Below are 26,277 nucleotides of genomic sequence, written 5' to 3'. Positions count from 1 at the left end.
ACTTGTCGTGTACGGGCGTCAGCGCGCGGCGGCTTCGATCGATTCCCGGGCGGCGGAGGCGACCGCGTCGGCGGTGAAGCCGAACTCGCGGAACAGCACCTTGGCGTCGGCCGAGGCACCGAAGTGCTCCAGGGACACGATGCGCCCGGCGTCACCGACGAAGCGGTGCCAGGTCAGACCGATGCCGGCTTCGACGGCGACACGGGCCTTGACGGACGGGGGGAGCACGCTGTCGCGGTAGGCCTGGTCCTGCTGCTCGAACCACTCGACGCACGGCATCGACACCACGCGGGTGGGAACGCCCTCGGCCTGAAGCTGCTCGCGCGCCTCGACGGCGAGCTGGAGCTCGGAACCGGTGCCGATCAGCACGACCTGCGGCGTGGTGCTCTTGCCGTCGGCCCCTTCGGCGTCGAACCGGATGTAGGCGCCCTTGGCGGTGGCCTCGTCGGCCGGGTACGTCGGCACGCCCTGACGGGTCAGCGCGAGGCCGTGCGGGGCCCCCACGCCGTACTCCTTGGTCCAGCGCTTGAGGATCTCGCGCCAGGCGATGGCGGTCTCGTTGGCGTCGGCCGGGCGCACGATGTTCAGGTTCGGGATGGCGCGCAGCGAGGCGAGGTGCTCGACCGGCTGGTGGGTCGGGCCGTCCTCGCCCAGGCCGATGGAGTCGTGCGTCCACACGTACGTCACCGGCAGGTGCATCAGCGCGGACAGCCGGACGGCGTTGCGCATGTAGTCGGAGAACACCAGGAAGGTGCCGCCGTAGACACGGGTGTTGCCGTGCAGCGTGATGCCGTTCATCTCCGCGGCCATGGAGTGCTCACGGATACCGAAGTGGATCGTGCGGCCGTACGGGTTCGCGCCCGGCAGGGGGTTGCCCTCGGGCAGGAACGACGAGGTCTTGTCGATCGTGGTGTTGTTCGAGCCCGCCAGGTCGGCGGAGCCGCCCCACAGCTCGGGGATGACCGCACCGAGCGCGTGCAGCACCTTGCCGGACGCGGCGCGGGTGGCCACGGCCTTGCCGGTCTCGAACGACGGGAGGTGGTCCTCCCAGCCCTCGGGCAGCTCGCCCGCGGCGATCCGGTCGAACTCCGCGGCGTGCTCGGGGCGGGTCGAGCGCCAGTCGGCGAACCCCTTCTCCCACTCCTTCTTGAGGTCACGGCCGTGGTCGAGGGCGGCGCGGGTGTGCGCGAGCACCTCTTCGGGGACCTCGAAGGACTTCTCCGGGTCGAAGCCCAGGACGCGCTTGGTGGCCGCGACCTCCTCCTCGCCCAGCGCCGAGCCGTGCGCGGCCTCGGTGTTCTGGGCGTTGGGGGCCGGCCAGGCGATGATCGAGCGCATCGCGATGAATGAGGGGCGCCCGGTCTCGGCCTTGGCCGCCTCGATGGCGCGGTACAGCGCCGCGGGGTCCAGGTCGCCGTTCGCCTTCGGGGCCACCCGCTGCACGTGCCAGCCGTAGGCCTCGTAGCGCTTGCAGGTGTCCTCCGAGACCGCGGTCTCGGTGTCGCCCTCGATCGAGATGTGGTTGTCGTCCCACAGCATGACGAGGTTGCCGAGCTTCTGGTGGCCCGCGAGCGAGGAGGCCTCGGCGGAGATGCCCTCCTGGAGGCAGCCGTCGCCGGCGATGGCGTAGATGGTGTGGTCGAAGGGCGAGGTGCCCTCGGGCGCGTCCGGGTCGAACAGGCCGCGCTCGTAACGGGCGGCCATCGCCATGCCCACCGCGTTGGCGACACCCTGGCCCAGCGGGCCGGTGGTGGTCTCCACGCCGGTGGTGTGGCCGTACTCGGGGTGGCCCGGGGTCTTCGAGTCCCAGGTGCGGAACGCCTTCAGGTCGTCCAGCTCCAGGCCGTAACCGGCGAGGTAGAGCTGGATGTAGAGGGTCAGGCTGGAGTGGCCCGCGGAGAGGACGAACCGGTCGCGGCCGGTCCAGTTCGCGTCCGCCGGGTCGTGCCGCATCAGCTTCTGGAAGAGAAGGTAGGCGGCCGGCGCCAGGCTCATGGCCGTACCGGGATGGCCGTTACCGACCTTCTGCACGGAATCCATGGCCAGGACACGGACGGTGTCCACTGCCCGCTGATCCAGTTCGGTCCACTCGAGATCTGTGGTGGTCGGCTTGGTGCTCACCCTGAGTCAGGGCTCCTCTCCACATGTCGAATGCCGCGGACGGTATGTCCGCCAGGCGGTGTCGAGCCTACCCCCGCAAGGGCGTGCGTCTTTTCGACGCTCAGTCGGCGATTTCGGCGCTCAGTCGGTGGGCGCAGGCCATGGCGTCTCGCCGCTTCGGGCGCTCAAATCAGGACTTGAGGCATTCCCGGTCCCGAGGTGAGGCCCTACGAACCAGACTGCCGGGCGGCGGCCCCCTTCGCCTCCCGAACGCCGGGCGGATGTCCGGGGGAAGATGACCTCACCGGCCCACGGCCGGGCGCCCAACACGACCCCACCCCCGCGAAGATCGCTGTATGGCCAACGTCTAAAGTGGCGTGGTACGCGCAAGCCCTTTACCGCGTCTTCACTGCCGGAAGGGCTTGCATGCCTTATCTCTTCCGCGGCAGAGGCCGCCGATGTTACTTCCAGGGGTGTGCGTGACGGCCGTCGAATCCCGACCTGCGGGTGGGGGCACCGCCCACGCCGTCAAGGCTGTGGGGGAGTGCTCTCAGGTCCCCCGGAATCCCGGTGAGCGGCCGTTCGTGGCCCGCGTCAAGGCGTTCGTGGCACTGACCAAGCCACGGGTCATCGAGCTGCTGCTGATGACCACGGTGCCGGTGATGTTCCTGGCGGCCAAGGGTGTGCCCGACCTGTGGCTGGTGCTGGCGACCTGCGTCGGCGGCTATCTCTCCGCCGGCGGTGCCGCCGCCTTCAACATGTACATCGACCGTGACATCGACGCGCTGATGGACCGGACGTCCCAGCGGCCCCTGATCACCGGCATGGTGAGCCCCCGCGAGTGCCTGGTCTTCGCGACCGCCCTCGCGGTCGGCTCCACGGCCTGGTTCTGGTTCCTCGTCAACCCGCTGTCGGCGATGCTGTCGCTCGGTGCGCTGCTTTTCTACGTCGTCGTTTACACGATGATCCTCAAGCGCCGCACCAGCCAGAACATCGTCTGGGGCGGGATCGCGGGCTGTATGCCGGTCTTCATCGGCTGGTCCGCGGTGACGAACTCGGTCTCCTGGGCCGCGCTGGTCCTCTTCCTCGTCATCTTCTTCTGGACGCCGCCGCACTACTGGCCGCTGTCGATGAAGGTCAAGGACGACTATGCGCGCGTCGGTGTGCCGATGCTGCCGGCGGTCGTGGGCAACAAGGTCGTCGCGCGGCAGATCGTCGCCTACAGCTGGGTGATGGTGGCCGTGTCGCTGCTGCTCCAGCCGCTGGGCTACACCGGCTGGTTCTACACCGTCGTCGCGGTCGCCTGCGGCGCCCTCTGGCTCAAGGAGGCGCACGGTCTGCAGGCCCGCGCCAAGGCCGGGATCACGGGCGCCAAGCTCAAGGAGATGCGGCTGTTCCACTGGTCCATCACCTATGTCTCGCTGCTGTTCGTCGCCGTCGCCGTGGATCCCTTCCTTCACTGATTACCGATGGGTAGCATGCTGTTCATGGCAGACACCCAGCAGGCAGACGAGCAGACGGAGACGGCGGCCGGGGCGCGCACCGACAAGCGGGCCGGCAAGCGCGCGGACAAGCTCGCCAAGCAGATCCGTGCCTTCGCCGCCACCCACGGCGGCAGCGCCGAAGGCCAGCTCGCACACATCGGCCGCGGCCGCACCCGGATCGCGCTCGTCGGGGCCGACGGCGAGTGGGGCAACCTCGTCGCGGACACCTTCGGCTCCGCCAAGGACGCCGCCGACAAGGCCGGCATCACGCTCCACGACGACTTCGACGGCGACCTCGCCGCCAAGGTCCGTACGGGCCGCTACGAGTGGTCCCGGATGGCAGGCATTCAGGTGGGCGGCCCGTCCAACAGCTGACGGTGCGGTGCCGGGCGCCGTGCGCCGGGGCGCACGCCGGAAGCGGAGCCCGATACCTCACCACCTCCTCGCCCGTTAAGCCCACCAGGCGCGGCGCTCCGGCCGCGCTCGGCGGGCTCTCGGCGAGGAGGGGCGGATGGACGGACTTCCACCGCTCATCGATCAGTACAGCCATGGTGCGGTGCACGGCGAGCTCGGCCTCGGCTCCTTCGAGACCCACCTCGCCGCCGCGGCCGGCGCACACGGCCCGGCCCCCGCCGGCACCAGCTACTTCGACAGCTTCACCGGCCTTGCGATACGCCGCTGGTGCCCCCCGCTGCTGGGCCTGGACCCGCACTGCCCGCCCGCCCGCTACCTGGCCCGCCGGCGCGAGGTCGGCGCCTACCGGGCCGGACGTCTGCTGCTGCGCGGCTCCGGCATCGGCACGTTCCTGCTGGAGGCCGGCACCCCCAGCGAGCTGACCTCGGCCACCGAACTCGCCGCCGCCGCCGAGGCCGGCGCCCACGAGGTCGTACGGCTCGAACCGCTCGCCGAGCAGGTCGCCGACACCTCCGGCAGCGTCGACTCCTTCCTCGGCTACACCGCCGAGGCCCTGTACGCCGCGGCCCAGCACGCCACCGCCTTCGCCTCCGGCGCCACCTACTGCGACGGGCACGCCCCCGAGGCCGGCGAGGTACGGCGCGCCGCGGACCGCTGGCTGCGCGGCCGCCGGCCCGGCGAGCGGCTGGGCGAGCCCGCGCTCGTACGGCATCTGCTGTGGAGTGCGGTGGCGACCGGTCTTCCGGTGCAGCTGCACTGCCCCGACCCGGGGCCGCTGGCGGGCTTTCTGCGTGCCACGACCGGTATCGGCTCGGATCTCGTCCTGCTGCCACGGGCGCCGCACCACCGGCGGGCGGCGCAGCTCGCCGCGGTGCACGCCCATGTGTACGCGGACGCCGGGCCCTGCCCCCAGGAGACGCTCGGTCAGGCGCCGTTCGGCAAGCTGCTGTTCTCCTCGGGCGCCCGCGGGCTGCCCGAGCTGTATGTGACCGGCGCCCGGTGCTTTCTGCGTGCCATGGGCCGCCTCGTACGGGAGTGGACCGACGAGGGGCTGTGCGGCACCGAGGACGGGCGGCGGATCACCGAGATGGTCGGGTCGGGGACCGCGCGCCGGGTCTACCGGCTGAGCGCGGAGGCCGGCTGAGGTTCGGCGGCCTCCTGCTCGCCGGAGAGGGCGGACCCGCTGGAGTCGTCCTCCTGGAGCGGACCGCGGTCGCGCAGCGACAGGCAGACCCGCAGCACGCAGATCCACACCAGGGCCGAACCCAGCATGTGGAGCCCGATGACGATCTCGGGCAGGCCCATGAAGTACTGGATGTAGCCGATGACGCCCTGGAGCGCGATACAGGCGAACAGCTCCAGGAGCATCCGGCGCGGGGCGGCCGGCGCCTTGACGGCGCGCAGCGTGAACCACAGGGCGACCGACAGGCCGACGACGATGTAGACGAAGTCGACGTGGAGCTGGGTGACCTCCTGCCAGTCCAGCGGGATGCGGTGGACCTTCTTGGCGTCGCCCGCGTGCGGGCCGGTGCCCGTGACGACCGTGCCGATGACGGTGAGCGAGCCGGTCGCGGCCACCAGCAGCCCGGCCAGCTGCCGCGCCGGACGGGGGACCAGGTCGCGCGGCTCCTCGTCGCCCTCGCTCGCCCGCTTCCAGCTCAGTACGGCGACCGTGAGCAGCGCCGTGGCCGCAAGGAAGTGCGAGCTGACGATGTACGGGTTCAGGCCGGTGAGGACTGTGATGCCGCCGATGACGGCGTTGCTCATGACCAGCCAGAACTGCGCCCAGCCGAGCCGGGTGAGCGAGCGGCGCCGGGGGTGACGGGCGCGGGCGGCGATGATGAACAGGCCGACCACCGCGCACAGCACATACGTCAGCATGCGGTTGCCGAACTCGATGAGCCCGTTGATGCCCATCGCGGCGGTCGGAGTCAGGCTGTCCGGCGTGCACTTGGGCCAGGTCGAGCAGCCCAGCCCGGACTGGCTGAGCCGGACCGCGCCACCCGTGACGACGATGATCACGGCCATGACGACGGTGGCCAGCGCGGCCCGGCGCACAAAGGCCGCGGACGGCTGCCAGCGGCGGGCGATCAGCTCAAGGGGATTCAGCGTGTTCGGCACGGGAGACATCGTAGGCCGCGCCTTGTGCAAACTTTCACGAGGGGTGCGCAACGCACCGGACCCGCCCGGAGCCACTCCGCACCACGGCCGTCCGGCGGCTCACTCCCAGCGGAAGAAGCGGGCCGCCGTGCCCAGACCCAGCACCGACCAGCCGGCCAGGATGCCCAGGTCCCGCCAGGGGACGCCGGCGCCGTGCTGGAGGACGTCGCGCAGCCCGTCGGACAGCGCCGCGATCGGCAGCAGCCCGAGGACGCTCTGGGCGGCCTCCGGGAACTTGTCCAGCGGGACGATCACGCCACCGCCGACCAGCAGCAGCAGGAACACCAGGTTGGCCGCCGCGAGGGTGGCCTCGGCCTTGAGCGTGCCGGCCATCAGCAGGCCCAGGCCCGAGAAGGCGGCGGTGCCCAGCAGGAGCAGCAGCACCACCGAGAGCGGGTTGCCGTGCGGGGACCAGCCCAGCGCCAGGGCCACGGCCGTCAGCAGCGCGATCTGGAGGACCTCGGTGACCAGCACCGCGCAGGTCTTGGCGGTCATCAGCCCCCAGCGCGGCAGCGGTGAGACGGCGAGCCGCTTCAGCACGCCGTAGCGCCGCTCGAAGCCGGTCGCGATGGCCTGGCCGGTGAAGGCGGTCGACATCACGGCGAGCGCCAGGATGCCGGGCGCCAGGAAGTCGACGGAGCTGCCCGCACCGCCGGCCGTAGCGGTGGGCACCGCGACGATGTCGACGGCGGAGAACAGCACCAGCAGCAGCGTCGGGATGATGACGGTGAGCAGCAGCTGCTCACCGTTGCGCAGCAGCATCCTGGTCTCCAGGGCCGCCTGCGCGCGGATCATCCGGGGCAGCGGGGCCGCGCCGGGCCGCGGGGTGAACGTGCCGGTGACGCCGCCGGCCTCGGTGGTGGTCATGCGCGCAGCTCCTTGCCGGTGAGCTCCAGGCTGTGCCTTCCCGGGGGGCGACCCCCGGACCCCCGGCCGACGGTGGCGTGGTCGTGGTTCATGCGCGCAGCTCCTTGCCGGTGAGCTCCAGGCTGTGCCTTCCCGGGGGGCGACCCCCGGACCCCCGGCCGACGGTGGCGTGGTCGTGGTTCATGCGCGCAGCTCCTTGCCGGTGAGCTCCAGGAAGACGTCCTCCAGGGTGTGGCGTTCGACGGCTATCGCGTCGGGCATCACGCCGTTCTGGGCGCACCAGGAGGCGACGGTGGCCAGCAGCTGCGGGTTGACCTTGCCGTGCACGCGGTAGACGCCGGCGGAAGGCTCCGTGGCGGCGCTGTCGGCGGGCAGCGCCTTGAGGAGCGAGGCGATGTCGAGGCCGGGACGGCCGGTGAAGCGCAGGCTGTTCTCCGCGCCGCCGCGGCACAGCTCGTCCGGGCTGCCCTGGGCGATCACCCGGCCGCCGTCGATGATCGCGACATGGTCGGCGAGCTGCTCGGCCTCGTCCATGAAGTGGGTGGTCAGTACGGTGCTGACGCCGTCGGCGCGCAGTTCCCGTACGAGGTCCCAGGTGGCGTGCCGGGCCTGCGGGTCGAGGCCGGCCGTCGGCTCGTCAAGGAAGACCAGTTCGGGGCGGCCGACCACGGCCATCGCCAGCGCGAGGCGCTGCTGCTGGCCGCCGGACAGCCGCCGGTAGGGCGTCCGGCCGCAGCTGCCCAGACCGAGCCGGTCGATGAGCAGGCCGACGTCGAGGGGGTGGGCGTGAAGGGTGGCGGTGTGCCGCAGCATCTCTTCCGCCTTGGCGCCCGGGTAGACGCCGCCGGACTGGAGCATCACGCCGATACGCGGCCGCAGCGCCGCGGCGTCGGCGACCGGGTCCAGGCCCAGGACGCGGATCCGGCCGGCGTCCGGGCGGCGGTAGCCCTCGCAGATCTCGACGGTGGTGGTCTTGCCGGCGCCGTTGGGGCCGAGCACGGCGGTCACCGCGCCGCGTGCGACGGTCAGGTCGAGGCCGTCCACGGCGGTCTTGGTCCCGTATCGCTTGACCAGGCCGTCGACCTCGACGGCAGGCTCTCGTCCGGGGGTCCGGGGGGCGCCCCCCGGGGAGGTGCTGCGCATGGCGGGCAGTCTACGGAGAGTGGCGGGGAGTCCTTCAACGGGGGCGTCGGTGCTTTTCCGCGCCCGGGTACGCAATCCGGCGGTGTGCGGCCCTACCAATTCCGCCGCTCCTCGCGCCCCGGTGCGCCCCCACCGGGCGGGGCCGTCCCGTCGCAGGTGGGCGGCGCTTCCAGGGGCTCGGAAGGTACTTGAAATTAGGGCAGCCTAAGTGATAGAGGCCACCCGTCCGTGATCCGGACGAGGCTTGTCTCGCTTTGACGAATTACGCAACAATGGCGTTGTGAAATACGCGAGCGAGGAACAGGAAGGGCCCGAGGTCGAGCAGACCGCCGGGCCGGCCGCCTCCGCGCCCGAGCAGACCGAGCGGCGCGGGACGGGCGTCGCGCCTGCCCCGGCGCCGCACGACGAACAGCAGGGCACCCGCAACAGGGTCGCCCGCTCCATTCTCGACCATGGTCCGTCCACCGCCGCCGAGCTGGCCCTGAGGCTGGAGCTGACCCAGGCGGCCGTCCGCCGGCATCTGGACGCGCTGGCCGCCGAGGGCGTCGTCGAGCCCCGCGAGAAGCGGGTCTACGGCGCGCGGGGCCGCGGCCGCCCGGCCAAGGCCTTCGCCCTCACCGACTGCGGGCGCGATGCCTTCGACCAGGCCTACGACCAGCTCGCCTCCGACGCGCTGCGCTGGATCGCGCAGAGCGCCGGCGGTGGGGAGAAGGGCGAGGCCGCCGTCGCCGCGTTCGCCCGCGCACGGCTCGCCGCCCAGGCCGAGGGCTACCGCAAGGCGGTCGAGTCCGCCGATCCGGAGGCCCGTACCGAGGCCCTGGCGAAGGCGTTGACCGCCGACGGGTACGCTGCTACGGCGCGCAGCGCCCCCAATCCCCAGCTCGGTGAACAGCTCTGCCAGCACCACTGCCCGGTTGCCCATGTCGCCGAGCAGTACCCGCAGCTGTGCGAGGCGGAGACCGAGGTCTTCTCCCGATTGCTCGGGACCCACGTACAGCGGCTTGCCACCATCGCCCACGGCGACGGGGTGTGCACGACCTTCATCCCGAAGGCCAGTGCCGGCAAGGCCGCTCACAGCACCGCACGCACCAGCAAGACCACCACAGCATCTGCAAGCACGGCCGGGAGGAACCCCGCATGACGCTCCCTACGGAGACTGCTCACCCTGAGCTCGAGGGCCTGGGCAAGTACGAATACGGCTGGGCCGACTCCGACGTGGCCGGCGCCTCCGCCAAGCGCGGTCTTTCCGAGGCCGTCGTCCGCGACATCTCGGCGAAGAAGAGCGAGCCGGAGTGGATGCTCAAGCTCCGCCTCAAGGGCCTGAAGCTGTTCGACAAGAAGCCCATGCCGAACTGGGGCTCGGACCTGTCGGGCATCGACTTCGACAACATCAAGTACTTCGTCCGCTCCACCGAGCAGCAGGCCGCCTCCTGGGAGGACCTGCCCGAGGACATCAAGAACACCTACGACAAGCTCGGCATCCCCGAGGCGGAGAAGCAGCGCCTGGTCGCCGGTGTCGCCGCGCAGTACGAGTCCGAGGTCGTCTACCACCAGATCCGTGAGGACCTGGAGGAGCAGGGCGTCCTGTTCCTGGACACCGACACCGCGCTCAAGGAGCACCCGGAGCTCTTCCAGGAGTACTTCGGCACGGTCATCCCGGTCGGCGACAACAAGTTCGCGTCGCTGAACACCGCGGTGTGGTCCGGCGGCTCGTTCATCTACGTCCCCAAGGGTGTCCACGTGGACATCCCGCTGCAGGCCTACTTCCGGATCAACACGGAGAACATGGGCCAGTTCGAGCGGACGCTGATCATCGTCGACGAGGACGCCTACGTCCACTACGTCGAGGGCTGCACGGCGCCGATCTACAAGTCGGACTCGCTGCACTCCGCGGTCGTCGAGATCATCGTGAAGAAGGGCGGCCGCTGCCGCTACACGACCATCCAGAACTGGTCGAACAACGTCTACAACCTGGTCACCAAGCGCGCCGTCGCCTACGAGGGCGCGACCATGGAGTGGGTCGACGGCAACCTCGGCTCCAAGGTGACCATGAAGTACCCGGCGGTCTACCTGATGGGCGAGCACGCCAAGGGCGAGACCCTGTCCATCGCCTTCGCGGGCGAGGGCCAGCACCAGGACGCCGGCTCCAAGATGGTCCACATGGCGCCGAACACCTCCTCCAACATCGTCTCCAAGTCGGTGGCACGAGGCGGCGGCCGCACCTCCTACCGAGGCCTGGTCGAGATCGGCGAGGGCGCCGCGGGCTCCAAGTCCAACGTGCTGTGTGACGCCCTGCTGGTGGACACCATCTCCCGCTCGGACACCTACCCCTACGTCGACGTCCGCGAGGACGACGTCTCCATGGGCCACGAGGCGACCGTCTCCAAGGTCAGCGAGGACCAGCTCTTCTACCTGATGGCACGCGGCCTGACGGAGTTCGAGGCCATGGCGATGATCGTGCGCGGCTTCGTCGAGCCGATCGCCCGTGAGCTGCCCATGGAGTACGCGCTGGAGCTGAACCGGCTGATCGAGCTGCAGATGGAAGGCTCGGTCGGCTGACCCCCGGCCCCACGCAGCGACCGACTCCCTGATTGCAGAAAGCGAGCACGACGACAGCCATGGCTGAGGCTCAGAACATCCCGGCGGGTTCCACGACCACCGGCTCCATCGCGGTGGCCGCGGAGTCCACCGTCGCCACCCGGATGAGCGCCCCGCCGTCCTATGACGTGGCGGACTTCCCGGTGCCGCACGGCCGCGAGGAGGAGTGGCGTTTCACCCCCCTCGCGCGTCTGAAGGGCCTGCACGACGGCAGCGCCGTGGCCGGCGGTCCCGACCTGAAGATCGACATCACCGCTCCCGAGGGTGTCACCCACGAGCTCGTCGACCGCACCGACCCGCGGGTCGGCAAGGCCGGCAAGCCCGTGGACCGGGTCGCCGCCCAGGCGTACAGCTCCTTCGAGAAGGCCTCGGTGGTCACGGTCCCCAAGGAGACCGTGCTCACCGAGCCCATCCGGATCGCCGTCCACGGTGACGGCGGCACGGCCTTCGGCCACCAGGTCATCGAGCTGGGCGCCTTCGCCGAGGCGGTCGTCGTCATCGACCACACCGGTGACGCGGTGCTCGCCGCCAACGTCGACTACCTCCTCGGTGACGGCGCCAAGCTGACCGTCGTCTCCGTCCAGGACTGGAATGACCAGGCCGTGCACGTCGGGCAGCACAACGCCCTCGTCGGCCGGGACGCGAGCTTCAAGTCCGTGGTCGTCACCTTCGGCGGCGACCTCGTCCGGCTGCACCCGCGCATCACGTACGCGGGACCCGGCGGCGAGGCCGAGCTCTACGGTCTGTACTTCACCGAAGAGGGCCAGCACCAGGAGCACCGCCTCATGGTCGACCACGAGGCGCCCAACTGCCGCTCCCACGTCACGTACAAGGGCGCGCTCCAGGGCCAGGACGCGCACGCGGTCTGGATCGGCGATGTCCTCATCCAGGCGTCCGCGACCGGCACGGACACCTACGAGCTCAACCGCAACCTCGTCCTCACCGACGGCGCGCGGGTGGACTCGGTGCCCAACCTCGAGATCGAGACCGGCGAGATCGTCGGCGCCGGCCACGCCTCGGCCACCGGCCGCTTCGACGACGAGCAGCTGTTCTACCTGATGGCCCGCGGCATCCCGGCCGACGAGGCCCGCCGACTGGTCGTCCGCGGCTTCTTCGCCGAGCTGGTCCAGCAGATCGGTCTCCCGGACGTCGAAGAGCGTCTGATGAGCAAGATCGAGGCCGAGCTGGAAGCGTCCGCGGCATGACGTACGTACGCGCAGCGGCGCTCAGCGAGCTGGAAGAGGACACCCCCAAGCGGGTGGAGCTCGACGGCACGCCCGTCTCGCTGGTCCGCACCGAGGGCGAGGTGTTCGCGATCAACGACATCTGCTCGCACGCGAACGTCTCCCTCTCGGAGGGCGAGGTCGAGGACTGCTCGATCGAGTGCTGGCTGCACGGTTCGAGCTTCGACCTGCGCACCGGCAAGCCGAGCGGCCTTCCCGCGACGCGCCCCGTCCCCGTATACCCCGTAAAGATCGAAGGGGACGACGTGCTCGTCTCCGTCACCCAGGAGTCCTGAGTTCCCCATGGCAACGCTTGAGATCCACGACCTGCACGTCTCCGTCGAGGCCGAGAACGGCCCGCGCGAGATCCTGAAGGGCGTCGACCTGACTGTGAAGCAGGGCGAGACGCACGCCATCATGGGCCCCAACGGCTCCGGCAAGTCGACCCTCGCCTACTCGCTCGCGGGTCACCCCAAGTACACGATCACCGGCGGCACCGTCACCCTCGACGGCGAGGACGTCCTGGAGATGTCCGTCGACGAGCGCGCCCGGGCCGGCGTCTTCCTCGCCATGCAGTACCCGGTCGAGGTGCCCGGCGTCTCGGTCTCCAACTTCCTGCGCACCTCCGCGACCGCGATCCGCGGCGAGGCCCCCAAGCTGCGGCTGTGGGTCAAGGAGGTCAAGGAGGCCATGGAGCGGCTGTCCATGGACCCCGCCTTCGCCGAGCGCAACGTCAACGAGGGCTTCTCCGGCGGTGAGAAGAAGCGCCACGAGATCCTCCAGCTGGAGCTGCTCAAGCCGGCCATCGCGATCCTCGACGAGACCGACTCCGGCCTGGACGTCGACGCGCTGCGCACCGTCTCCGAGGGCGTCAACCGCGTCCGCGAGACCGGCGAGGTCGGCACCCTGCTGATCACCCACTACACGCGGATCCTGCGCTACATCAAGCCCGACCGCGTGCATGTCTTCGCGAACGGCCGGATCGCCGAGTCCGGCGGCGCCGAGCTCGCCGACAAGCTCGAGGCCGAGGGCTACGAGGAGTACACGAAGGGTGGCGCAAGCCTGTGAGCGACGCACGCGAGGCCACCGGCCTGCGGACGACCTGCTCCCCGCAGGTGCGCCTCGTGGGCGGAGAAGCGAACGAAAGGGCACGAGCGTGACACAGATGCCGGGCCTCCTCGACACAGAGGCGATCCGTAAGGACTTCCCCCTCCTGGATCGCGTGGTCCACGACGGGAAGAAGATCGTTTACCTGGACAACGCGGCGACTTCGCAGAAGCCCCGCCAGGTGCTCGACGCGCTGAACGAGTACTACGAGCGGCACAACGCCAACGTTCACCGCGGCGTGCATGTGCTCGCCGAGGAGGCCACGGCGCTGTACGAAGGCGCCCGCGACAAGGTGGCCGCCTTCATCAACGCGCCGAGCCGCGACGAGGTGATCTTCACCAAGAACGCCTCGGAGTCGCTCAACCTCGTGGCCAACATGCTGGGCTGGGCCGATGAGCCCTACCGCGTGGACCGCGAGACCGAGATCGTCATCACGGAGATGGAGCACCACTCCAACATCGTCCCGTGGCAGCTGCTCTCGCAGCGCACCGGCGCGAAGCTGAAGTGGTTCGGCATCACCGACGACGGCCGGCTCGACCTGTCCAACATCGACGAGGTCATCACGGAGCAGACGAAGATCGTCTCCTTCACGCTGGTCTCCAACATCATGGGCACGATCAACCCGGTCGAGACGATCATCCGCCGCGCCCAGGAGGTCGGCGCACTGGTCTGCATCGACGCCTCGCAGGCCGCCCCGCACATGGTGCTGGACGTGCAGGCGCTCCAGGCCGACTTCGTGGCCTTCACCGGCCACAAGATGTGCGGCCCGACCGGCATCGGTGTGCTGTGGGGCCGCCAGGAGCTGCTGGAGGACCTCCCGCCGTTCCTCGGTGGCGGCGAGATGATCGAGACCGTCTCGATGCACTCCTCGACCTATGCGCCCGCGCCGCACAAGTTCGAGGCCGGTACGCCCCCGATCGCCCAGGCCGTCGGCCTCGGTGCGGCCGTGGACTACCTCGCCTCGATCGGCATGGACAACATCGCCGCGCATGAGCACGCGATCACCGAGTACGCCGTCAAGCGGCTGCTGGAGGTCCCCGACCTGCGCATCATCGGCCCGAGCACGGCCGAGGACCGCGGGGCGACGCTCTCCTTCACGCTCGGCGACATCCATCCGCACGACGTCGGTCAGGTGCTGGACGAGCAGGGCATCGCGGTCCGCGTGGGTCACCACTGCGCACGGCCGGTCTGCCTGCGCTACGGAATTCCTGCGACCACGCGAGCGTCGTTCTATCTGTACTCCACCCCCGCCGAGGTCGACACCTTGGTCGAGGGCCTGGAGCACGTCCGCAACTTCTTCGGTTAAACAGACACAGCCGGTTACCAAGCACAGCGGATGAGGACGAGGACTGACTGAGCCGTGAAGCTGGATTCCATGTACCAGGACGTCATCCTGGACCACTACAAGCACCCGCACGGGCGCGGTCTTCGGGACGGCGACGCCGAGGTGCACCATGTCAACCCCACGTGCGGTGACGAGATCACGCTGCGCGTGCGGCTCGACGGCGCGACGATTGAGGATGTGTCCTACGAGGGCCAGGGCTGCTCCATCAGCCAGGCCAGTGCGTCGGTGCTCAACGACCTCCTCGTCGGCAAGGAGCTCGGTGAGGCGCAGAAGATCCAGGAGACGTTCCTGGAGCTGATGCAGTCCAAGGGCCAGATCGAGCCGGATGACGCCATGGAGGAGGTGCTGGAGGACGCGGTGGCGTTCGCCGGTGTCTCGAAGTACCCCGCGCGAGTGAAGTGCGCGCTGCTCAGCTGGATGGCCTGGAAGGACGCCACGGCCAAGGCCCTCTCCGAGGAGGCGAAGACCGCATGACCGACACCCCGACCACCACCAAGCCGGCTTCCGAGGAGGAGGTCCGCGAGGCGCTCTACGACGTCGTCGACCCCGAGCTGGGCATCGATGTCGTCAACCTGGGGCTGATCTACGGCGTCCACGTCGATGACGCCAACATCGCCACCATCGACATGACGCTGACCTCCGCGGCCTGCCCGCTGACCGACGTCATCGAGGACCAGGCGAAGTCCGCCACGGACGGCATCGTCAACGAACTGAAGATCAACTGGGTCTGGATGCCCCCGTGGGGCCCGGACAAGATCACCGACGACGGCCGCGAGCAGCTGCGCGCGCTGGGCTTCAACGTCTGAGACGTCGCCGCCCGAAAGACCCGCCGATACGGCCGTGCCCACCGGACATCCCGGAGGGCACGGCCGTATCGCTGTGCCAGGGCCCGGTCGGGGCCCGCGGTGGCACGGACCGGGGAAAGTTATGTACGGCCGTACGCAACGTTGTGTACGCTCGTACACATGGCCTATGTGATGCTCGCCTTCGCGATCCTCTCCGAGATCCTCGCGACCACCGCGATGAAGTACAGCGACGGCTTCAGCAGGCTGTGGCCGTCCCTGGCCACCGCGCTGGGTTATCTGCTCGCCTTTGCCCTGCTCGCCCAGACACTCAAATCGATAAGCGTCGGCACCGCGTACGCCATCTGGTCCGGCGCAGGAACGGCGGTGATCGCCATGATCGGGATGGTCTTCCTGGGGGAGAGCGCCAGTGCGCTGAAGCTTCTCGGGGTGCTGCTGGTCATCGCCGGGGTCGTGGTGCTGAACCTGGACGGGGCGCACTGATGGCCCGGCGCTACGATCCGGACCGGCGGCAGCGGATCATCGATGCGGCGATCGCCGTGGTCGGTGAGCGCGGGATCGCCGGGCTCAGCCACCGCGCCGTGGCCGCCGCGGCGGATGTGCCGCTCGGCTCGACCACCTACCACTTCGCGACCCTGGACGAGCTGCTGGTCGCCGCGTTGCGGCAGTCCAACGTCGTGTGCCTGGACGACTTCGCACGCTGGGTCGACGGCATCGACTCGGCGGCACCGCTCGCCGAGGAGGTCGCGAGGCTGGTCGAGGACACGCTGACCGGTGACCGCAGGCGGATGGAGCTGGAGTACGAGCTGTATCTGGCGGCGCTGCGGCACGAGGCGGTCCGGCCGATCGCCGCCGAATGCCTGGACGAGATGGTGCGGCTGCTCGGACAGCGGATCGGCGATCTGCACACGGCGCGGACGGTGGTGGCCCTCACCGACGGGCTGGTGCTGCAACATCTGCTGACCGGGCAGCCCTTCGACCCCGAGGCGGTGCGGGCCGGGCTGGCCGGGGTGCTGGGCTGAGCCCCCCGGGCAGTGGGCCGCCTTCCAGGCCCGGCGGGCGGGGTGGAGCGACGGTGCGGACCGGCCCGCTCGTTGAGACCGGTTCGCCTCGGCGGGCGCCCTCCGGTTAGGTTTCGGACATGACCGATGCTGCTGTTTCCGCTTCCCGTACCACCGGCGCCGTCGCCGCCGGGCTTGCCACCGTCACCTCCGACGGCACCGTTCTCGACACCTGGTTCCCGGCGCCCGAGCTGGTCGCTGTGACTGCCGAGGGCCCCGGCCCGGCCGGCACCGAGCGCCTCGACGACGAGCGCGCCACCGAACTGCTGGGCGCCGCCGTGCTCAAGGCGATCGGTCCCGACCCGGTCCGTGATGTCGAGGTCGTCGCCGTGCGTACGGTCATCGCCTCCCTCGACGACAAGCCGCTGGACGCGCACGACGCCTACCTGCGTCTCCACCTGCTCAGCCACCGGCTGGTCAAGCCGCACGGGCAGAACCTGGAGGGCCTCTTCGGCCTGCTGGCCAACGTCGCCTGGACCTCGCTGGGCCCGGTGGCCGTCGACCAGGTGGAGACGGTGCGGCTGAACGCCCGCGCCGAGGGGCTGCACCTGATGGTCACCAGCATCGACAAGTTCCCGCGGATGACCGACTATGCCGCGCCCACCGGGGTGCGGATCGCGGACGCCGACCGGGTGCGCCTGGGCGCGCACCTCGCGGCCGGTACCACCGTCATGCACGAGGGCTTCGTCAACTTCAACGCCGGGACGCTGGGCACCTCCATGGTCGAGGGCCGGATCAGCGCGGGCGTGGTCATCGGCGACGGCTCCGACATCGGCGGCGGCGCCTCCACCATGGGCACCCTCTCCGGCGGCGGCAAGCAGATCATCTCGATCGGCGAGCGCTGCCTGCTGGGCGCCGAGTCGGGCATCGGGATCGCGCTCGGCGACGAATGTGTCGTCGAGGCGGGGCTGTACGTCACCGCCGGCACCCGCGTCACACTGCCCGACGGCCAGATCATCAAGGCCCTGGAGCTCTCCGGCGCGGACAACATCCTCTTCCGCCGCAACTCCACCACCGGCACCGTCGAGGCCCGTCCGAACAAGGCGACCTGGGGCGGCCTCAACGAGGTGCTGCACAGCCACAACTGAGCGCACAGCCGTCACCGGGCGCACAGCGGCAAGGGAGCGCACCGGCACGGCCGGCCGTGCACAACTGACCGTGCGCGGCTGAGTGTTCACGGCGGCGTCAGCGGCCCGGCGGGAGAACCGCCGGGCCGCTGCCTTTTCCGCTTCCGCGCAGCCCCTGTCCCCGGCCCTGCAGGACGCCGATAGGCTTTGCGCTATGCGTGATCTTGTAGCGGGGATGCGGTATCTGGGCAAGGGGCAGCGCTGGGTCGCCCAGCACGGCCGGTGGTGGGGATTCGGGCTGATTCCGGCGCTGATCGCGCTGGTGCTGTACGCCGGGGTGCTCACCGTGCTCGCCCTCTGGTCCGGCGATATCGCCGCCTGGGCGACGCCGTTCGCCGACGGCTGGGGCTCGCCGTGGCAGGGGCTGCTGCGCGGGGTGTTCGTGGGGCTGCTGTTCGCCGGCGGACTGATGCTGTCGGTGCTGACGTTCACCGCCGTCACCCTGCTGATCGGCGACCCCTTCTACGAGTCGCTGTCGGAGAAGGTCGAGGAGTCCGAGGGGTACTGCCCGCCGTCCCCGGACCGCCCGCTGTGGCAGGAGATCTGGATCGCCCTGCGGGACAGCTTCCATGTGCTGCTGCGGGCCGCCGGTTTCGGGATCCTGCTGTTCGTCCTCGGGTTCGTGCCGTTCCTCGGCCAGACCGTGATTCCCGCCCTCGGCTTCTGTGTCTCCGGCTTCTTCCTCACCGTCGAGCTGACCTCGGTGGCCATGCAGCGCCGGGACATTCCGGTGCGCGAGCGGCTGCGACTGCTGCGGGGCCGCAAGGCGCTCGCGATCGGCTTCGGCACCCCGGTCGTGCTGCTGTTCCTGATCCCGTTCGTCGCGGTGGCGCTGATGCCGGGCGCGGTGGCCGGCGCGACGCTGCTGGTACGGGACCTGGTGGACGAGGAGGAGCCGCCGGCGCCGGACCAGGGCGCGGGCCCGGCCGGGCAGGACCGGGCCGGGGCGCCGTACGGGCAGCCGGGCGGCCTCGGGCCGGCGCCCGGCCCGTTCCCCGCTAGCCAGGGACAGCCGCAGGCACCGCGGTACCCACATCCGCCGTCCGGTCCAGGGTCGCCCGCAGCGCGTCCGCCAGCCGGCTGGTGAGCTGGGCGTCCGCCGCCAGCAGCGGGCCGCGGACCGGTCCCGCGGGCAGGCCGAGGTGGTTCAGCAGCGCCTTCGCGGTGACCGTGCCGGGGTGCTCGCCGCCGGTCACCGCCTCGATGAGCGGGAGCAGCGCGAGCTGACGCCGGGCCGCCTCGGCCGTGTCGCCGGCGTCGAAGGCGTCCAGCACGGCACATACCGCCCGCGGCGCGGCATTGGCGGCGGTGCTGACACAGCCGCTGCCGCCGAGCGCGCGGAGCGGGAGGATCTGCTCGTCGCAGCCCGCGTAGTAGGCCAGGCCCGTCGATGCCAGGATCTTCGCCGACTTCAGCGGGTCGTAGGCGCAGTCCTTGACCCCCGCGATCCGTGGATGGGCGGCCAGTCGCAGCAGCGTCCCGGCGGTCAGTGCGGTGCCGGTGCGGCCCGGGATGTCGTAGAGCATCACCGGCAGTCCGGTGGCGTCCGCGACCGTCCGCAGATGGTGGGCGGCGGCCTCCTGGGTGGGCCGCGAATAGTAGGGCGTGACCACCAACAGGCCGTGGGCGCCCGCCCGTTCGGCGCTGCGGGCCAGCGCGACGGAGTGCCGGGTGTCGCTGGTACCGACCCCCGCGGTGATTCGTGCCCGGTCGCCGACGGCCTCGACCACGGCCCGCACCAGGGCTTCCTTCTCGGCGTCCGAGGTGGTCGGGGACTCCCCGGTGGTGCCGCTCAGCACCAGTGCGTCGCAGCCGCCGTCGTCGACGAGGTGGGTGGCGAGCCGCTGCGCGCCGTCGGTGTCGAGCTCTCCGTCGGCGGTGAACGGGGTGATCATGGCGGTTGCGGTACGGCCGAAGGGTGGTGCGGCCACCGGGGGTGCCAGGGGGGTGGTCATGGTCTCCATGCCAGGAGTCTGAGGGCGCCTCATATTTCACGTCCACTTAGTTGTGCTGGCTGATTTGTTAAGCAGCGCTACGTCCAGCGCGTGACCGGAACGTGAAGCGGCCGCCGCGCCTTCCGGTGCGACGGCCGCTCGGGCATCACAGGCCCATCACGCGCCAGTCAGGCCATTCCGCGAACGCTTCAGGTCCTGGGTCCGCTCGGCGGCGGACTCCTCCGACGACTTCGGCTTCCGCTGGTCGGTGCGCCGCTCGGCGGCACGGTCCTTGTTGCCCGACTTACGGTTCTGGGACTTCGGCATGATGACTCCCTATGTCTCGCCGAATGTTTCTTACCCTCCCAGTACCGCACCCCCTGCGGCAGTTGGCCCCCTGGCATGGGCCGGACGAGTGACGGGCGCGTCACACGCGGTGACGCGCCGCGGGGGCTACGGCTTGATGCGCAGCACCTGCGGATCGTGGTCGCTGGCCTGGTCCGCGTACTCGGCGTTGATGTGCACGATGTCGTAGTCGGCCCGGGTCAGCCGGCGGCTGGTGAGCATGTGGTCCAGCACCTGCGAGTTGCCGTTGTAGACATAGCCGTAGCGCTCCGCGGCGGGCAGCCGGCCGACCTGGTCGGTGAGCACACCCCCGGCGGTGAGGCTCTTCAACGCCGGTGAGAACTGGTAGTCGTTGAGGTCGCCGGCCACCACCACATCGGCCTTCGGGTCCTTCGCCAGCAGATCCTTGACGAAAGCGTTCACCAGCCGGGCCTGGGCGGTGCGCTGGGTCTCCGAGCTCCGGGCCGGTGGCTGGAAACGGCTGTCCAGGCCCTGGTCGCCGCCCTTGGAGTTGAAGTGGTTGGCGATCACGAACACCCGGCTGCCCGGACGGCTCTTGAGGGAGAACTGCCCGACGAGGGGCTTGCGGCTGGCCTTCCACGCCGGGTCGGCGGGCGCGATCCGGCCGGGGGACGCGGACAGGGTGGCCTTGCCGTGGTCGGCGACCACCTGCACCGGGGTGGTGGCGTCGCCGCCCTTGATGTCCGTGAACGACACCCGCTCGGGGTTGAACAGGAACGCCACGCGGATATTGCCGCCGGGCTGACCGCCGTCCTGGTCGTTGACCGGGTCGATCTGCCGCCACTCGTACGCCGGGCCGCCGGCCGCCTTGATGGCGTCGGTGAGCTTGGTGAGGGTGGCTCCGGCGGTGACCACGCCGTTGTCGGTGGCGCCGTTGTCGTCCTGGACCTCCTCCAGCGCGACGACGTCGGGGGAGGACAGGTTGTGCACCAGCGCCTTCGCCAGCCGGTCGAACTTGGCCTGCGGGGTGGTGGGGGCCAGGTTCTCGACGTTGTAGGTGGCCACGGCCAGCTCGTCGGACTTCTGCTTGCGGGTGGTCTCCGGCGCGGGGCCGTGGTCGGTGAGTGTGCCCAGCTCGGTGGCCTGGAGCGAGTAGCCGCCGAAGCTGTCGTAGTCCAGCGGGCCGGCGGTGGTGCCGGTCAGCTTGTCGCCGACGTCGGCCACCGGGAAGGGCCGCTCGGAGAAGGGGATCAGCGACGTCACCTTGACCCGGCCGCCGTTGGGGTCCGCGTACGAGCGGTAGAGCGTGCCGCCGCGGGCCGTGCGCTGGTGGCGGGGCTCGGCGGTCGCCCACAGCTCGTGGTGGGTGTTGGTCGCGCCGACGACCGGGGCGTCCGACACCGAGACGCGCATGCCCTCCAGCGACTCGTAGCGGTCCAGCGCGTACGAGCCGGGGCGCAGCTTGAGGGACTCGATGCTCTTGCCGCCCGCGGCGGGGGCGTACCGGTTCGGCACCGAGGACGGGGTGAGTTTGAAGGCGGCCGGCACCGGGGCGCCGGAGGAGTGCACCGTCCAGGTGGCGCCGGTGATCTCGGTGACGGACTGCAGACCGGCGTCCTTGCCGCCGGGGTAGTACTCGCTGATCGTGCCGGAGAAGGTGAGCGCATCGCCGACGGCGACCTTCGGCGTCTCCTTGCCGGTGAAGACGAAGACCGCCTCGCTGGTGGCCGGGTCGTCGTCCGGGCGCGGGTCCTGCACCCAGAAGCCGCGCGCCGAGCCGAACGACCGGACCGCGGTGACCGTGCCGGACACCTCGCCGACCTGCTGTCCGGCCAGCGGGGATATTCGGGTGCTGCCCTGGATGTCGTGGATCCGGGCGCCGGCCGCGGAGGCGGACTGGGTTGCGGTGAGCAGTCCGCCGGCCAGGGCGGCGCAGGCCACCGCGCTGACGGTGACCGGTCTGCGGAGCGAACGACGGGACGGCATGCATGCCTCCGAGGGTGATGGGGGGTGGCTGGAATGTGCGTGCGGGAGCCGGACCGGCGCGCTACGCGCGTCGATCTGCGTCAATCTCTTGTGCACGCACGGGAGTTGTCAAGCTTCTCCGGGCGACCGGGAGGGGGTGCGGGGGTGAAGCGTCCGGGTTACGGGGAATTCCGTCTACGCTTGGGCGGCGCAATGAGCCCGTAGTCCGTCCGAGGAGCTGAGCAGCCGATGTCCGCAGACCGCCCCACCCTGCCGCCGGTGCGGCTGCACTCCGAAGCGGAACTGGCCCGCGAGGCGCTGAGCGCCCCCCTGCTGGCACGGGCCGCGAAGCTCGCCCGCTGGGCCGAGCGGGGCGTTCCGGTCGGCGTCGGCGGCGAGATCCTCGAAGAGCCGCTGGCCGCCGCCACCGAGCACCTCGGCCTGGCCGGCGACGAGGACGGCCCCGCTTACACCGCCGAGGCCTGGCAGCTGGCGGTGGACACCGGACTCGTGGAGATCGAGGAGATCACCGACGGCGAGGACGGCGCCGACCTCCCCGACGACGCCGCGGCCGGCACCGCCACCCCCGGCGACGAGCTGGGCCTGCTCACCTCCGGCAGCCCGCAGGACATCCTCGACATCTGGCTCGGCGGCATGGAGACCGTGCTCGCCGACGCGGCCGCCCCCGATCTCGCCGACCTCGCCGACCAGCTCACCGAGGGCGGCGAACTGGACCTGGACGCGATCGACTGGAACCCGGAGGAGGAGGCCGAGCTGCTCGACGGCATCCTCGGCAACCTCTATCTGCTCACGGCCCTGAACGAAGGCCCCGACCAGCAGGTTCCGCTGCCCGCGCTGGCCGCCTCCATGATCGTCCCGGACGATATGGACGAGCCCACCGACGACATCCTCGAAGAGGTCTCCGAGGCGATGATGCGCCTGGACGACCAGTTCCGGGTGCTGGAGCCGATCGGTCTGGTCGCCTACCAGCCCGTCGACGAGGCGCTCATCGAGGAGCTGGACGAGGACGGCGAGACGGTCCTCTCCCCAGGTTCTTCCGGGGAGCCCACCACCGAGCCGCTCACCGACGAGGACGTCTCCCGCTACGGCCTGGTCCGCCTCACCCCGCTCGGCGTCTACGCCGTACGCGCCCGGATGCTGGACGCCGGGGTGCACGCCCCGGCGGTCGGCGACCTCACCGACAAGGACGCCGATGTCCTCCTGGACGCGCTGCCCGACTACCCCGAGGCGCTCGCCCAGGCCGAGTCCGAGCTGTGGCTCACCGCCCGTACGCCCCTGGACGCCGCCCGGGACCTGCTCACGGCCGCCCGCGGTGACGACGAGCGCGCCCCGCGGCGCCGGCTCGCCGCCCAGCAGACCCTCTCGCTGGTCTCGCCGGACGCCGAGGCCGCGCTGCGCGACGTGCTCGACGACCGGCAGCTCGGCGGCCTGGCCCGGGTCTGGCTCGCCGAGCGCGCGCTGCCCGGGATCCCCGAGCCGTCCCAGGAGATGATCTTCTGGCTGACGGTGGACACCATCGCGGCGCAGCTGGACAGCGCCGACGAGGACGCCGCGGGCGAGCTGCGCGACCTGGTGCAGGGCCTGACCGACCAGCACAGCGGCTTCTTCGACACGGCCTGGCGGGTGGACCACCCGGCCACCGCCGACGTCCTGGAGGCCATGGGCCGGCTGCACCCGGACAAGAAGGCCGCCAAGGAGGCCCGCAAGGCCGCGTTCAAGGCGCGCTCGCGGCAGTCCGGCTGACGGAACACCGGGCACGGCCGGGGCGGATCACCTACGCCCGGGGCCGGTCCGGCGGATCAGGACCCGACCCGGTCCCGGTCCGCCGGGCCGGCCCCAACTGCTTCCTGGATGTCGCGCCGCGTTCAACTGGAGTTCGACGACGCACGAGAGCGTGTGCGACGCAGGCACAGGGGAGAAGAAACCGGCCCTCCAGGAGATGACCATGCCGCTCACCCGCAGAGACTTCGCCAAGCGTTCCGCCCTCGCCGGCGCGGGCGTCACGCTGGCCGGCAGCGTCGGGGTGCTGGCCACCGCGCCCGGAGCCCTCGCCGAGGAGGCGCCGGACGCCGGCCGGGACGGTGCGGCGGACGGCCACGGCATCGGCTACGGCCCGCTGGTCCCGGACCCGGACGGCATCCTCGCGCTGCCCGCAGGGTTCTCGTACAAGATCATCACCCGGACCGGGGTCACCACGCTCGACAGCGGTGAGTCCACCCCCTCCAACCACGACGGCACCGGCACCTTCGAGGGCCACCGCGGCACCACCCTCCTCGTCAACAACCACGAGCTGAAGGGCCCGCGCGCCGACTGGCCGCACCCGGTGCCGCTGGCCGAGGGGCTCGTCTACGACCCGGCGGCGGCCGGCGGCTGCACCGTCGTCGAGGTCGCCAAGGACGGCACCCCGGTCGGTGAGCGGGTCGGTATCGCCGGTACGTCCACCAACTGCGCGGGCGGCACCACCCCGTGGGGCACCTGGCTCACCTGCGAGGAGAACGAGGACAAGGCCGGCCAGCACGGCATGACCAAGGACCACGGTTATGCCTTCGAGGTCGACCCGCACGACCTGCGGGCCGGCCGCGACCCCAAGCCCGTCAAGGCGCTGGGGCGCTACGCCCACGAGGCGGTGGTCGTCGACCCCAAGCGCGGCCACCTCTTCCTGACCGAGGACGCCGACACCCCCAACGGCCTGTTCTACCGCTGGACCCCGCCGCACGGATTCCGGCACGGCCGCGGGCAGCTGCGCACGCTGGCCGATGACGCGGGCGTGCTCGAGGCCTTCAAGTGCTTCGACTCCGGCGGCCGGTTCGTCGACGACCTCTCGCGCGCCACCAAGGCCGGCACCGTCTACGGCGTCGACTGGGTCGAGGTCCCCGACCGCGACGCCCGCAAGGTCTCGGTGCGCAAGCAGTTCAAGGACGGTCAAGTCACCCGCGCCCGCAAGCTGGAGGGCCTGTGGTGGGCGGACGGCGGCGCGTACGTCGTGTCCTCGTACGCCCGGGACGAGAGCCCGGTCCAGCACGACGGGCAGGTCTGGTTCTACGACCCGCGGCGGCGGACCCTGACCCTGAAGGTGCTGCTGGGCGTCAACCAGGACCCGTCGAAGGACGGTGCGCTGGACGGCCCCGACAACATCACCGTCTCGCCCTACGGCGGACTGATCATCGCCGAGGACGGCGAGGGCGTACAGCACCTCTTCGGGGCCACCGACGACGGACGGACCTACCCGGTCGCCCGCAACGAGCTCAACATCGGCACCGCGGACGAGCCGGAGTTCAGCGAGTTCACCGGGCCGGTGTTCTCCCCGGACGGGCGGACGCTGTTCGCCAACATCCAGGAGCCCGGCATCATGCTGGCCATCACCGGACCCTGGAAGCGGCAGCGCCGTCAGAAGTAGCCGCCAGATATAGCCGTCAGATGTAGACGTCGGAAGTAGCCGTACCCCGGCGGCGGGGCGGGTGCCTCAGCCCGCTCCTGCCGTCAGCAGGTAGTAGTCCAGCAGCCCGGTCTCATATGCCGTCAGATAGCGGCGCGGCCAGTCGTCGCGGAGGTCCGGCTGCTGGGCCATGTAGCGGTCGTAGTACTCCCAGACCCCGTCGCCGACCGACTGCACCCGGACCTCGCGCAGACCCGCCGCGGTCAGCGTCCCGGCGACCTCGTCCACCACATGCGGGACGTCCAGGCCGTCGGCGTACGGGGGCAGCAGCGCGGGCAGCTCCCGGGCGGCCGACCGCGTGCGGGCGAAGAAGGTCGTCAGCGCCAGCCGGCCGCCGGGGCGCAGCACCCGCGCCGCCTCCCGGGCGAAACCGGCCAGATCGCGGAAGTGCTGCGCCGCCTCGACGGAGAAGAGGCAGTCGACACCGCCGTCGGGGAGCGGGATGCGCTGGGCCGCGCCCTGGACGAACTCCAGCCGCCCGGAGCTCTTCTCCGATGCGGTGAGCAGCGCCGCGTTCGCCTCCCGGGCACGGGCGATCTGGTCGGGGTGCGCATCCAGCCCGATGACCGTCCCCAGGCCGAATTCCCGCAGCGCCAGCGCACAGCCCAGCCCGCGCCCGCAGCCGACGTCCAGGGCGGTGCGGCCCTGCGGCCGGTCGAAGGTGCCGAGCACCAGACGGTAGAGATCCTCTTCGCTGCGCACCCGGTCGGACTCGGTCAGCAGCCGGTCCGCGGGGCCGGGCAGGCCCGACCAGTAGCCGAAATTGATGAAGCCGCCGGCGAAGGCGGGGACGGTGCTGAGGTCGAGCTCGCCGTAGATCCTCACCACCCGGTCGGGGAGGTCCGGGGGCGCTGGGCCGTCCGGGGGGTCCGCGGGGCCGGCCGGCGGCGGCTGCTGCGTCATCGAACGCTCCTCGTGCGTGCCGTGGGGGATGCGCCGCGACGGGCTGGGCCGTGCCGGGGCGGGGCTGAAGGGCGTGGCGGAGAGGGGGAACGGCGGGGGCGGGCGGACGGGGGAGGAGAGGCAGTGGAGCTCGACGGATACGGACGACACAATTTTCGGTCCTGGACCGTTCCCGCACCAGGGCAGGCCGTCCGGCGGGGCGGCGCTGCGGGACACCGTGGACCTGAGGCGGCGGTGGGACGATCCGTGGGTGGGGGCCCGTCGCCGCGCGGCCACGGCC

At 71.0% G+C, this 26,277-nt stretch carries 25 protein-coding genes; 17 read left to right on the top strand and 8 right to left on the bottom strand.

Annotated features, from left to right (window positions below):
* Positions 1-18: 18 nt before the first annotated feature.
* Positions 19-2,121, bottom strand: coding sequence for a transketolase (gene tkt / locus K7C20_RS09080; protein ID WP_053210603.1), 2,103 nt, complete (start codon positions 2,119-2,121; stop codon positions 19-21).
* A gap of 458 nt (positions 2,122-2,579) precedes the next feature.
* Between tkt and K7C20_RS09075 the strand changes: the two genes are divergently transcribed.
* The 3 genes from K7C20_RS09075 to K7C20_RS09065 all read left to right on the top strand — a co-directional run bounded on the left by K7C20_RS09075 (position 2,580) and on the right by K7C20_RS09065 (position 5,142).
* On the top strand, positions 2,580-3,563 hold the full coding sequence (locus K7C20_RS09075; protein ID WP_400847527.1) for a heme o synthase: 984 nt from the start codon (positions 2,580-2,582) through the stop codon (positions 3,561-3,563).
* A 15-nt stretch (positions 3,564-3,578) separates the two neighbouring features.
* Entirely contained in the window at positions 3,579-3,959 is a 381-nt protein-coding gene (locus K7C20_RS09070; RefSeq protein WP_030086284.1) for a hypothetical protein, read from the top strand.
* 136 nt (positions 3,960-4,095) lie between these two features.
* Entirely contained in the window at positions 4,096-5,142 is a 1,047-nt protein-coding gene (locus K7C20_RS09065) for a hypothetical protein (RefSeq protein WP_053210602.1), read from the top strand.
* On the opposite strand, the gene K7C20_RS09060 is transcribed toward K7C20_RS09065, so the two are convergent.
* From K7C20_RS09060 to K7C20_RS09050, 3 genes are all read right to left on the bottom strand, one after another.
* Complete coding sequence (locus tag K7C20_RS09060; RefSeq protein ID WP_030086281.1) at positions 5,115-6,119, bottom strand: COX15/CtaA family protein; 1,005 nt, start codon at positions 6,117-6,119, stop codon at positions 5,115-5,117. The two genes, K7C20_RS09065 and K7C20_RS09060, sit on opposite strands and share 28 nt — an antisense overlap.
* Positions 6,120-6,218: 99 nt before the next feature.
* A complete protein-coding gene (locus tag K7C20_RS09055; protein ID WP_222892574.1) occupies positions 6,219-7,025 on the bottom strand; it encodes an ABC transporter permease in 807 nt (268 codons plus the stop codon).
* 180 nt (positions 7,026-7,205) lie between these two features.
* Complete coding sequence (locus tag K7C20_RS09050) at positions 7,206-8,168, bottom strand: ABC transporter ATP-binding protein (protein ID WP_030086277.1); 963 nt, start codon at positions 8,166-8,168, stop codon at positions 7,206-7,208.
* 280 nt (positions 8,169-8,448) lie between these two features.
* Here K7C20_RS09050 and K7C20_RS09045 point away from each other — a divergent pair, with 280 nt between their 5' ends.
* From K7C20_RS09045 to K7C20_RS08990, 12 genes are all read left to right on the top strand, one after another.
* On the top strand, positions 8,449-9,309 hold the full coding sequence (locus K7C20_RS09045; RefSeq protein ID WP_030086276.1) for a helix-turn-helix transcriptional regulator: 861 nt from the start codon (positions 8,449-8,451) through the stop codon (positions 9,307-9,309).
* Entirely contained in the window at positions 9,306-10,727 is a 1,422-nt protein-coding gene (gene sufB, locus K7C20_RS09040) for a Fe-S cluster assembly protein SufB (RefSeq protein WP_030086274.1), read from the top strand. The genes K7C20_RS09045 and sufB overlap by 4 nt, the downstream gene beginning before the upstream one ends.
* A 59-nt stretch (positions 10,728-10,786) precedes the next feature.
* On the top strand, positions 10,787-11,971 hold the full coding sequence (gene sufD, locus K7C20_RS09035) for a Fe-S cluster assembly protein SufD (protein ID WP_030086272.1): 1,185 nt from the start codon (positions 10,787-10,789) through the stop codon (positions 11,969-11,971).
* Positions 11,968-12,285: a non-heme iron oxygenase ferredoxin subunit gene (locus tag K7C20_RS09030; protein WP_030086270.1), complete on the top strand. Its 318-nt coding sequence runs from the start codon at positions 11,968-11,970 to the stop codon at positions 12,283-12,285. Before sufD ends, K7C20_RS09030 begins: the two co-directional genes overlap by 4 nt.
* A gap of 7 nt (positions 12,286-12,292) precedes the next feature.
* The gene (gene sufC, locus K7C20_RS09025; protein WP_030086268.1) at positions 12,293-13,057 is read left to right on the top strand and encodes a Fe-S cluster assembly ATPase SufC; all 765 of its coding nucleotides are present in this window, start codon (positions 12,293-12,295) and stop codon (positions 13,055-13,057) included.
* 88 nt (positions 13,058-13,145) lie between these two features.
* Positions 13,146-14,402, top strand: a complete 1,257-nt coding sequence (locus K7C20_RS09020; protein ID WP_030086266.1) for a cysteine desulfurase — start codon at positions 13,146-13,148, stop codon at positions 14,400-14,402.
* A gap of 54 nt (positions 14,403-14,456) precedes the next feature.
* Positions 14,457-14,915, top strand: coding sequence for a Fe-S cluster assembly sulfur transfer protein SufU (gene sufU / locus K7C20_RS09015; RefSeq protein WP_030086263.1), 459 nt, complete (start codon positions 14,457-14,459; stop codon positions 14,913-14,915).
* Positions 14,912-15,247, top strand: a complete 336-nt coding sequence (locus K7C20_RS09010; protein ID WP_030086261.1) for a metal-sulfur cluster assembly factor — start codon at positions 14,912-14,914, stop codon at positions 15,245-15,247. Before sufU ends, K7C20_RS09010 begins: the two co-directional genes overlap by 4 nt.
* A gap of 159 nt (positions 15,248-15,406) precedes the next feature.
* Positions 15,407-15,727 carry a DMT family transporter gene (locus K7C20_RS09005; RefSeq protein ID WP_030086259.1) on the top strand — a complete coding sequence of 107 codons (321 nt, stop codon included), beginning with the start codon at positions 15,407-15,409 and terminating at the stop codon, positions 15,725-15,727.
* Positions 15,727-16,266 (top strand): TetR/AcrR family transcriptional regulator, encoded by a 540-nt coding sequence (locus K7C20_RS09000; RefSeq protein WP_053210601.1) that lies wholly within the window; start codon positions 15,727-15,729, stop codon positions 16,264-16,266. The genes K7C20_RS09005 and K7C20_RS09000 overlap by 1 nt, the downstream gene beginning before the upstream one ends.
* Before the next feature lie 119 nt (positions 16,267-16,385).
* Positions 16,386-17,393, top strand: a complete 1,008-nt coding sequence (gene dapD, locus K7C20_RS08995) for a 2,3,4,5-tetrahydropyridine-2,6-dicarboxylate N-succinyltransferase (RefSeq protein ID WP_053210600.1) — start codon at positions 16,386-16,388, stop codon at positions 17,391-17,393.
* 193 nt (positions 17,394-17,586) lie between these two features.
* Positions 17,587-18,519 (top strand): EI24 domain-containing protein, encoded by a 933-nt coding sequence (locus tag K7C20_RS08990; RefSeq protein ID WP_078953670.1) that lies wholly within the window; start codon positions 17,587-17,589, stop codon positions 18,517-18,519.
* Here the strand turns inward: K7C20_RS08990 and dapA are convergent.
* The 3 genes from dapA to K7C20_RS08975 form a co-directional block, all read right to left on the bottom strand.
* The gene (gene dapA / locus K7C20_RS08985; RefSeq protein WP_053210599.1) at positions 18,431-19,396 is read right to left on the bottom strand and encodes a 4-hydroxy-tetrahydrodipicolinate synthase; all 966 of its coding nucleotides are present in this window, start codon (positions 19,394-19,396) and stop codon (positions 18,431-18,433) included. The genes K7C20_RS08990 and dapA overlap by 89 nt on opposite strands.
* Positions 19,397-19,543: 147 nt before the next feature.
* Entirely contained in the window at positions 19,544-19,693 is a 150-nt protein-coding gene (locus tag K7C20_RS08980; RefSeq protein WP_018091848.1) for a hypothetical protein, read from the bottom strand.
* Between the two features lie 126 nt (positions 19,694-19,819).
* Positions 19,820-21,658, bottom strand: a complete 1,839-nt coding sequence (locus K7C20_RS08975; protein WP_030086245.1) for an endonuclease/exonuclease/phosphatase family protein — start codon at positions 21,656-21,658, stop codon at positions 19,820-19,822.
* A 228-nt stretch (positions 21,659-21,886) separates the two neighbouring features.
* On the opposite strand from K7C20_RS08975, the gene K7C20_RS08970 reads away from it, so the two are divergent.
* Both K7C20_RS08970 and K7C20_RS08965 read left to right on the top strand, forming a co-directional pair.
* Positions 21,887-23,401: a hypothetical protein gene (locus tag K7C20_RS08970; protein ID WP_053210598.1), complete on the top strand. Its 1,515-nt coding sequence runs from the start codon at positions 21,887-21,889 to the stop codon at positions 23,399-23,401.
* Positions 23,402-23,603: 202 nt separating this feature from the next.
* Positions 23,604-25,055: an alkaline phosphatase PhoX gene (locus K7C20_RS08965; RefSeq protein WP_053210597.1), complete on the top strand. Its 1,452-nt coding sequence runs from the start codon at positions 23,604-23,606 to the stop codon at positions 25,053-25,055.
* A 66-nt stretch (positions 25,056-25,121) separates the two neighbouring features.
* Here the strand turns inward: K7C20_RS08965 and K7C20_RS08960 are convergent, their stop codons facing one another.
* The gene (locus K7C20_RS08960) at positions 25,122-25,997 is read right to left on the bottom strand and encodes a class I SAM-dependent methyltransferase (protein WP_053210596.1); all 876 of its coding nucleotides are present in this window, start codon (positions 25,995-25,997) and stop codon (positions 25,122-25,124) included.
* Positions 25,998-26,277: the final 280 nt, after the last annotated feature.

The organism is Streptomyces decoyicus, assembly GCF_019880305.1.
Taxonomy (GTDB): Bacteria; Actinomycetota; Actinomycetes; order Streptomycetales; family Streptomycetaceae; genus Streptomyces; species Streptomyces decoyicus.
The sequence above is the reverse complement of the archived record's forward strand: the minus strand, read 5'-3'. Positions and strand labels throughout refer to the sequence as shown.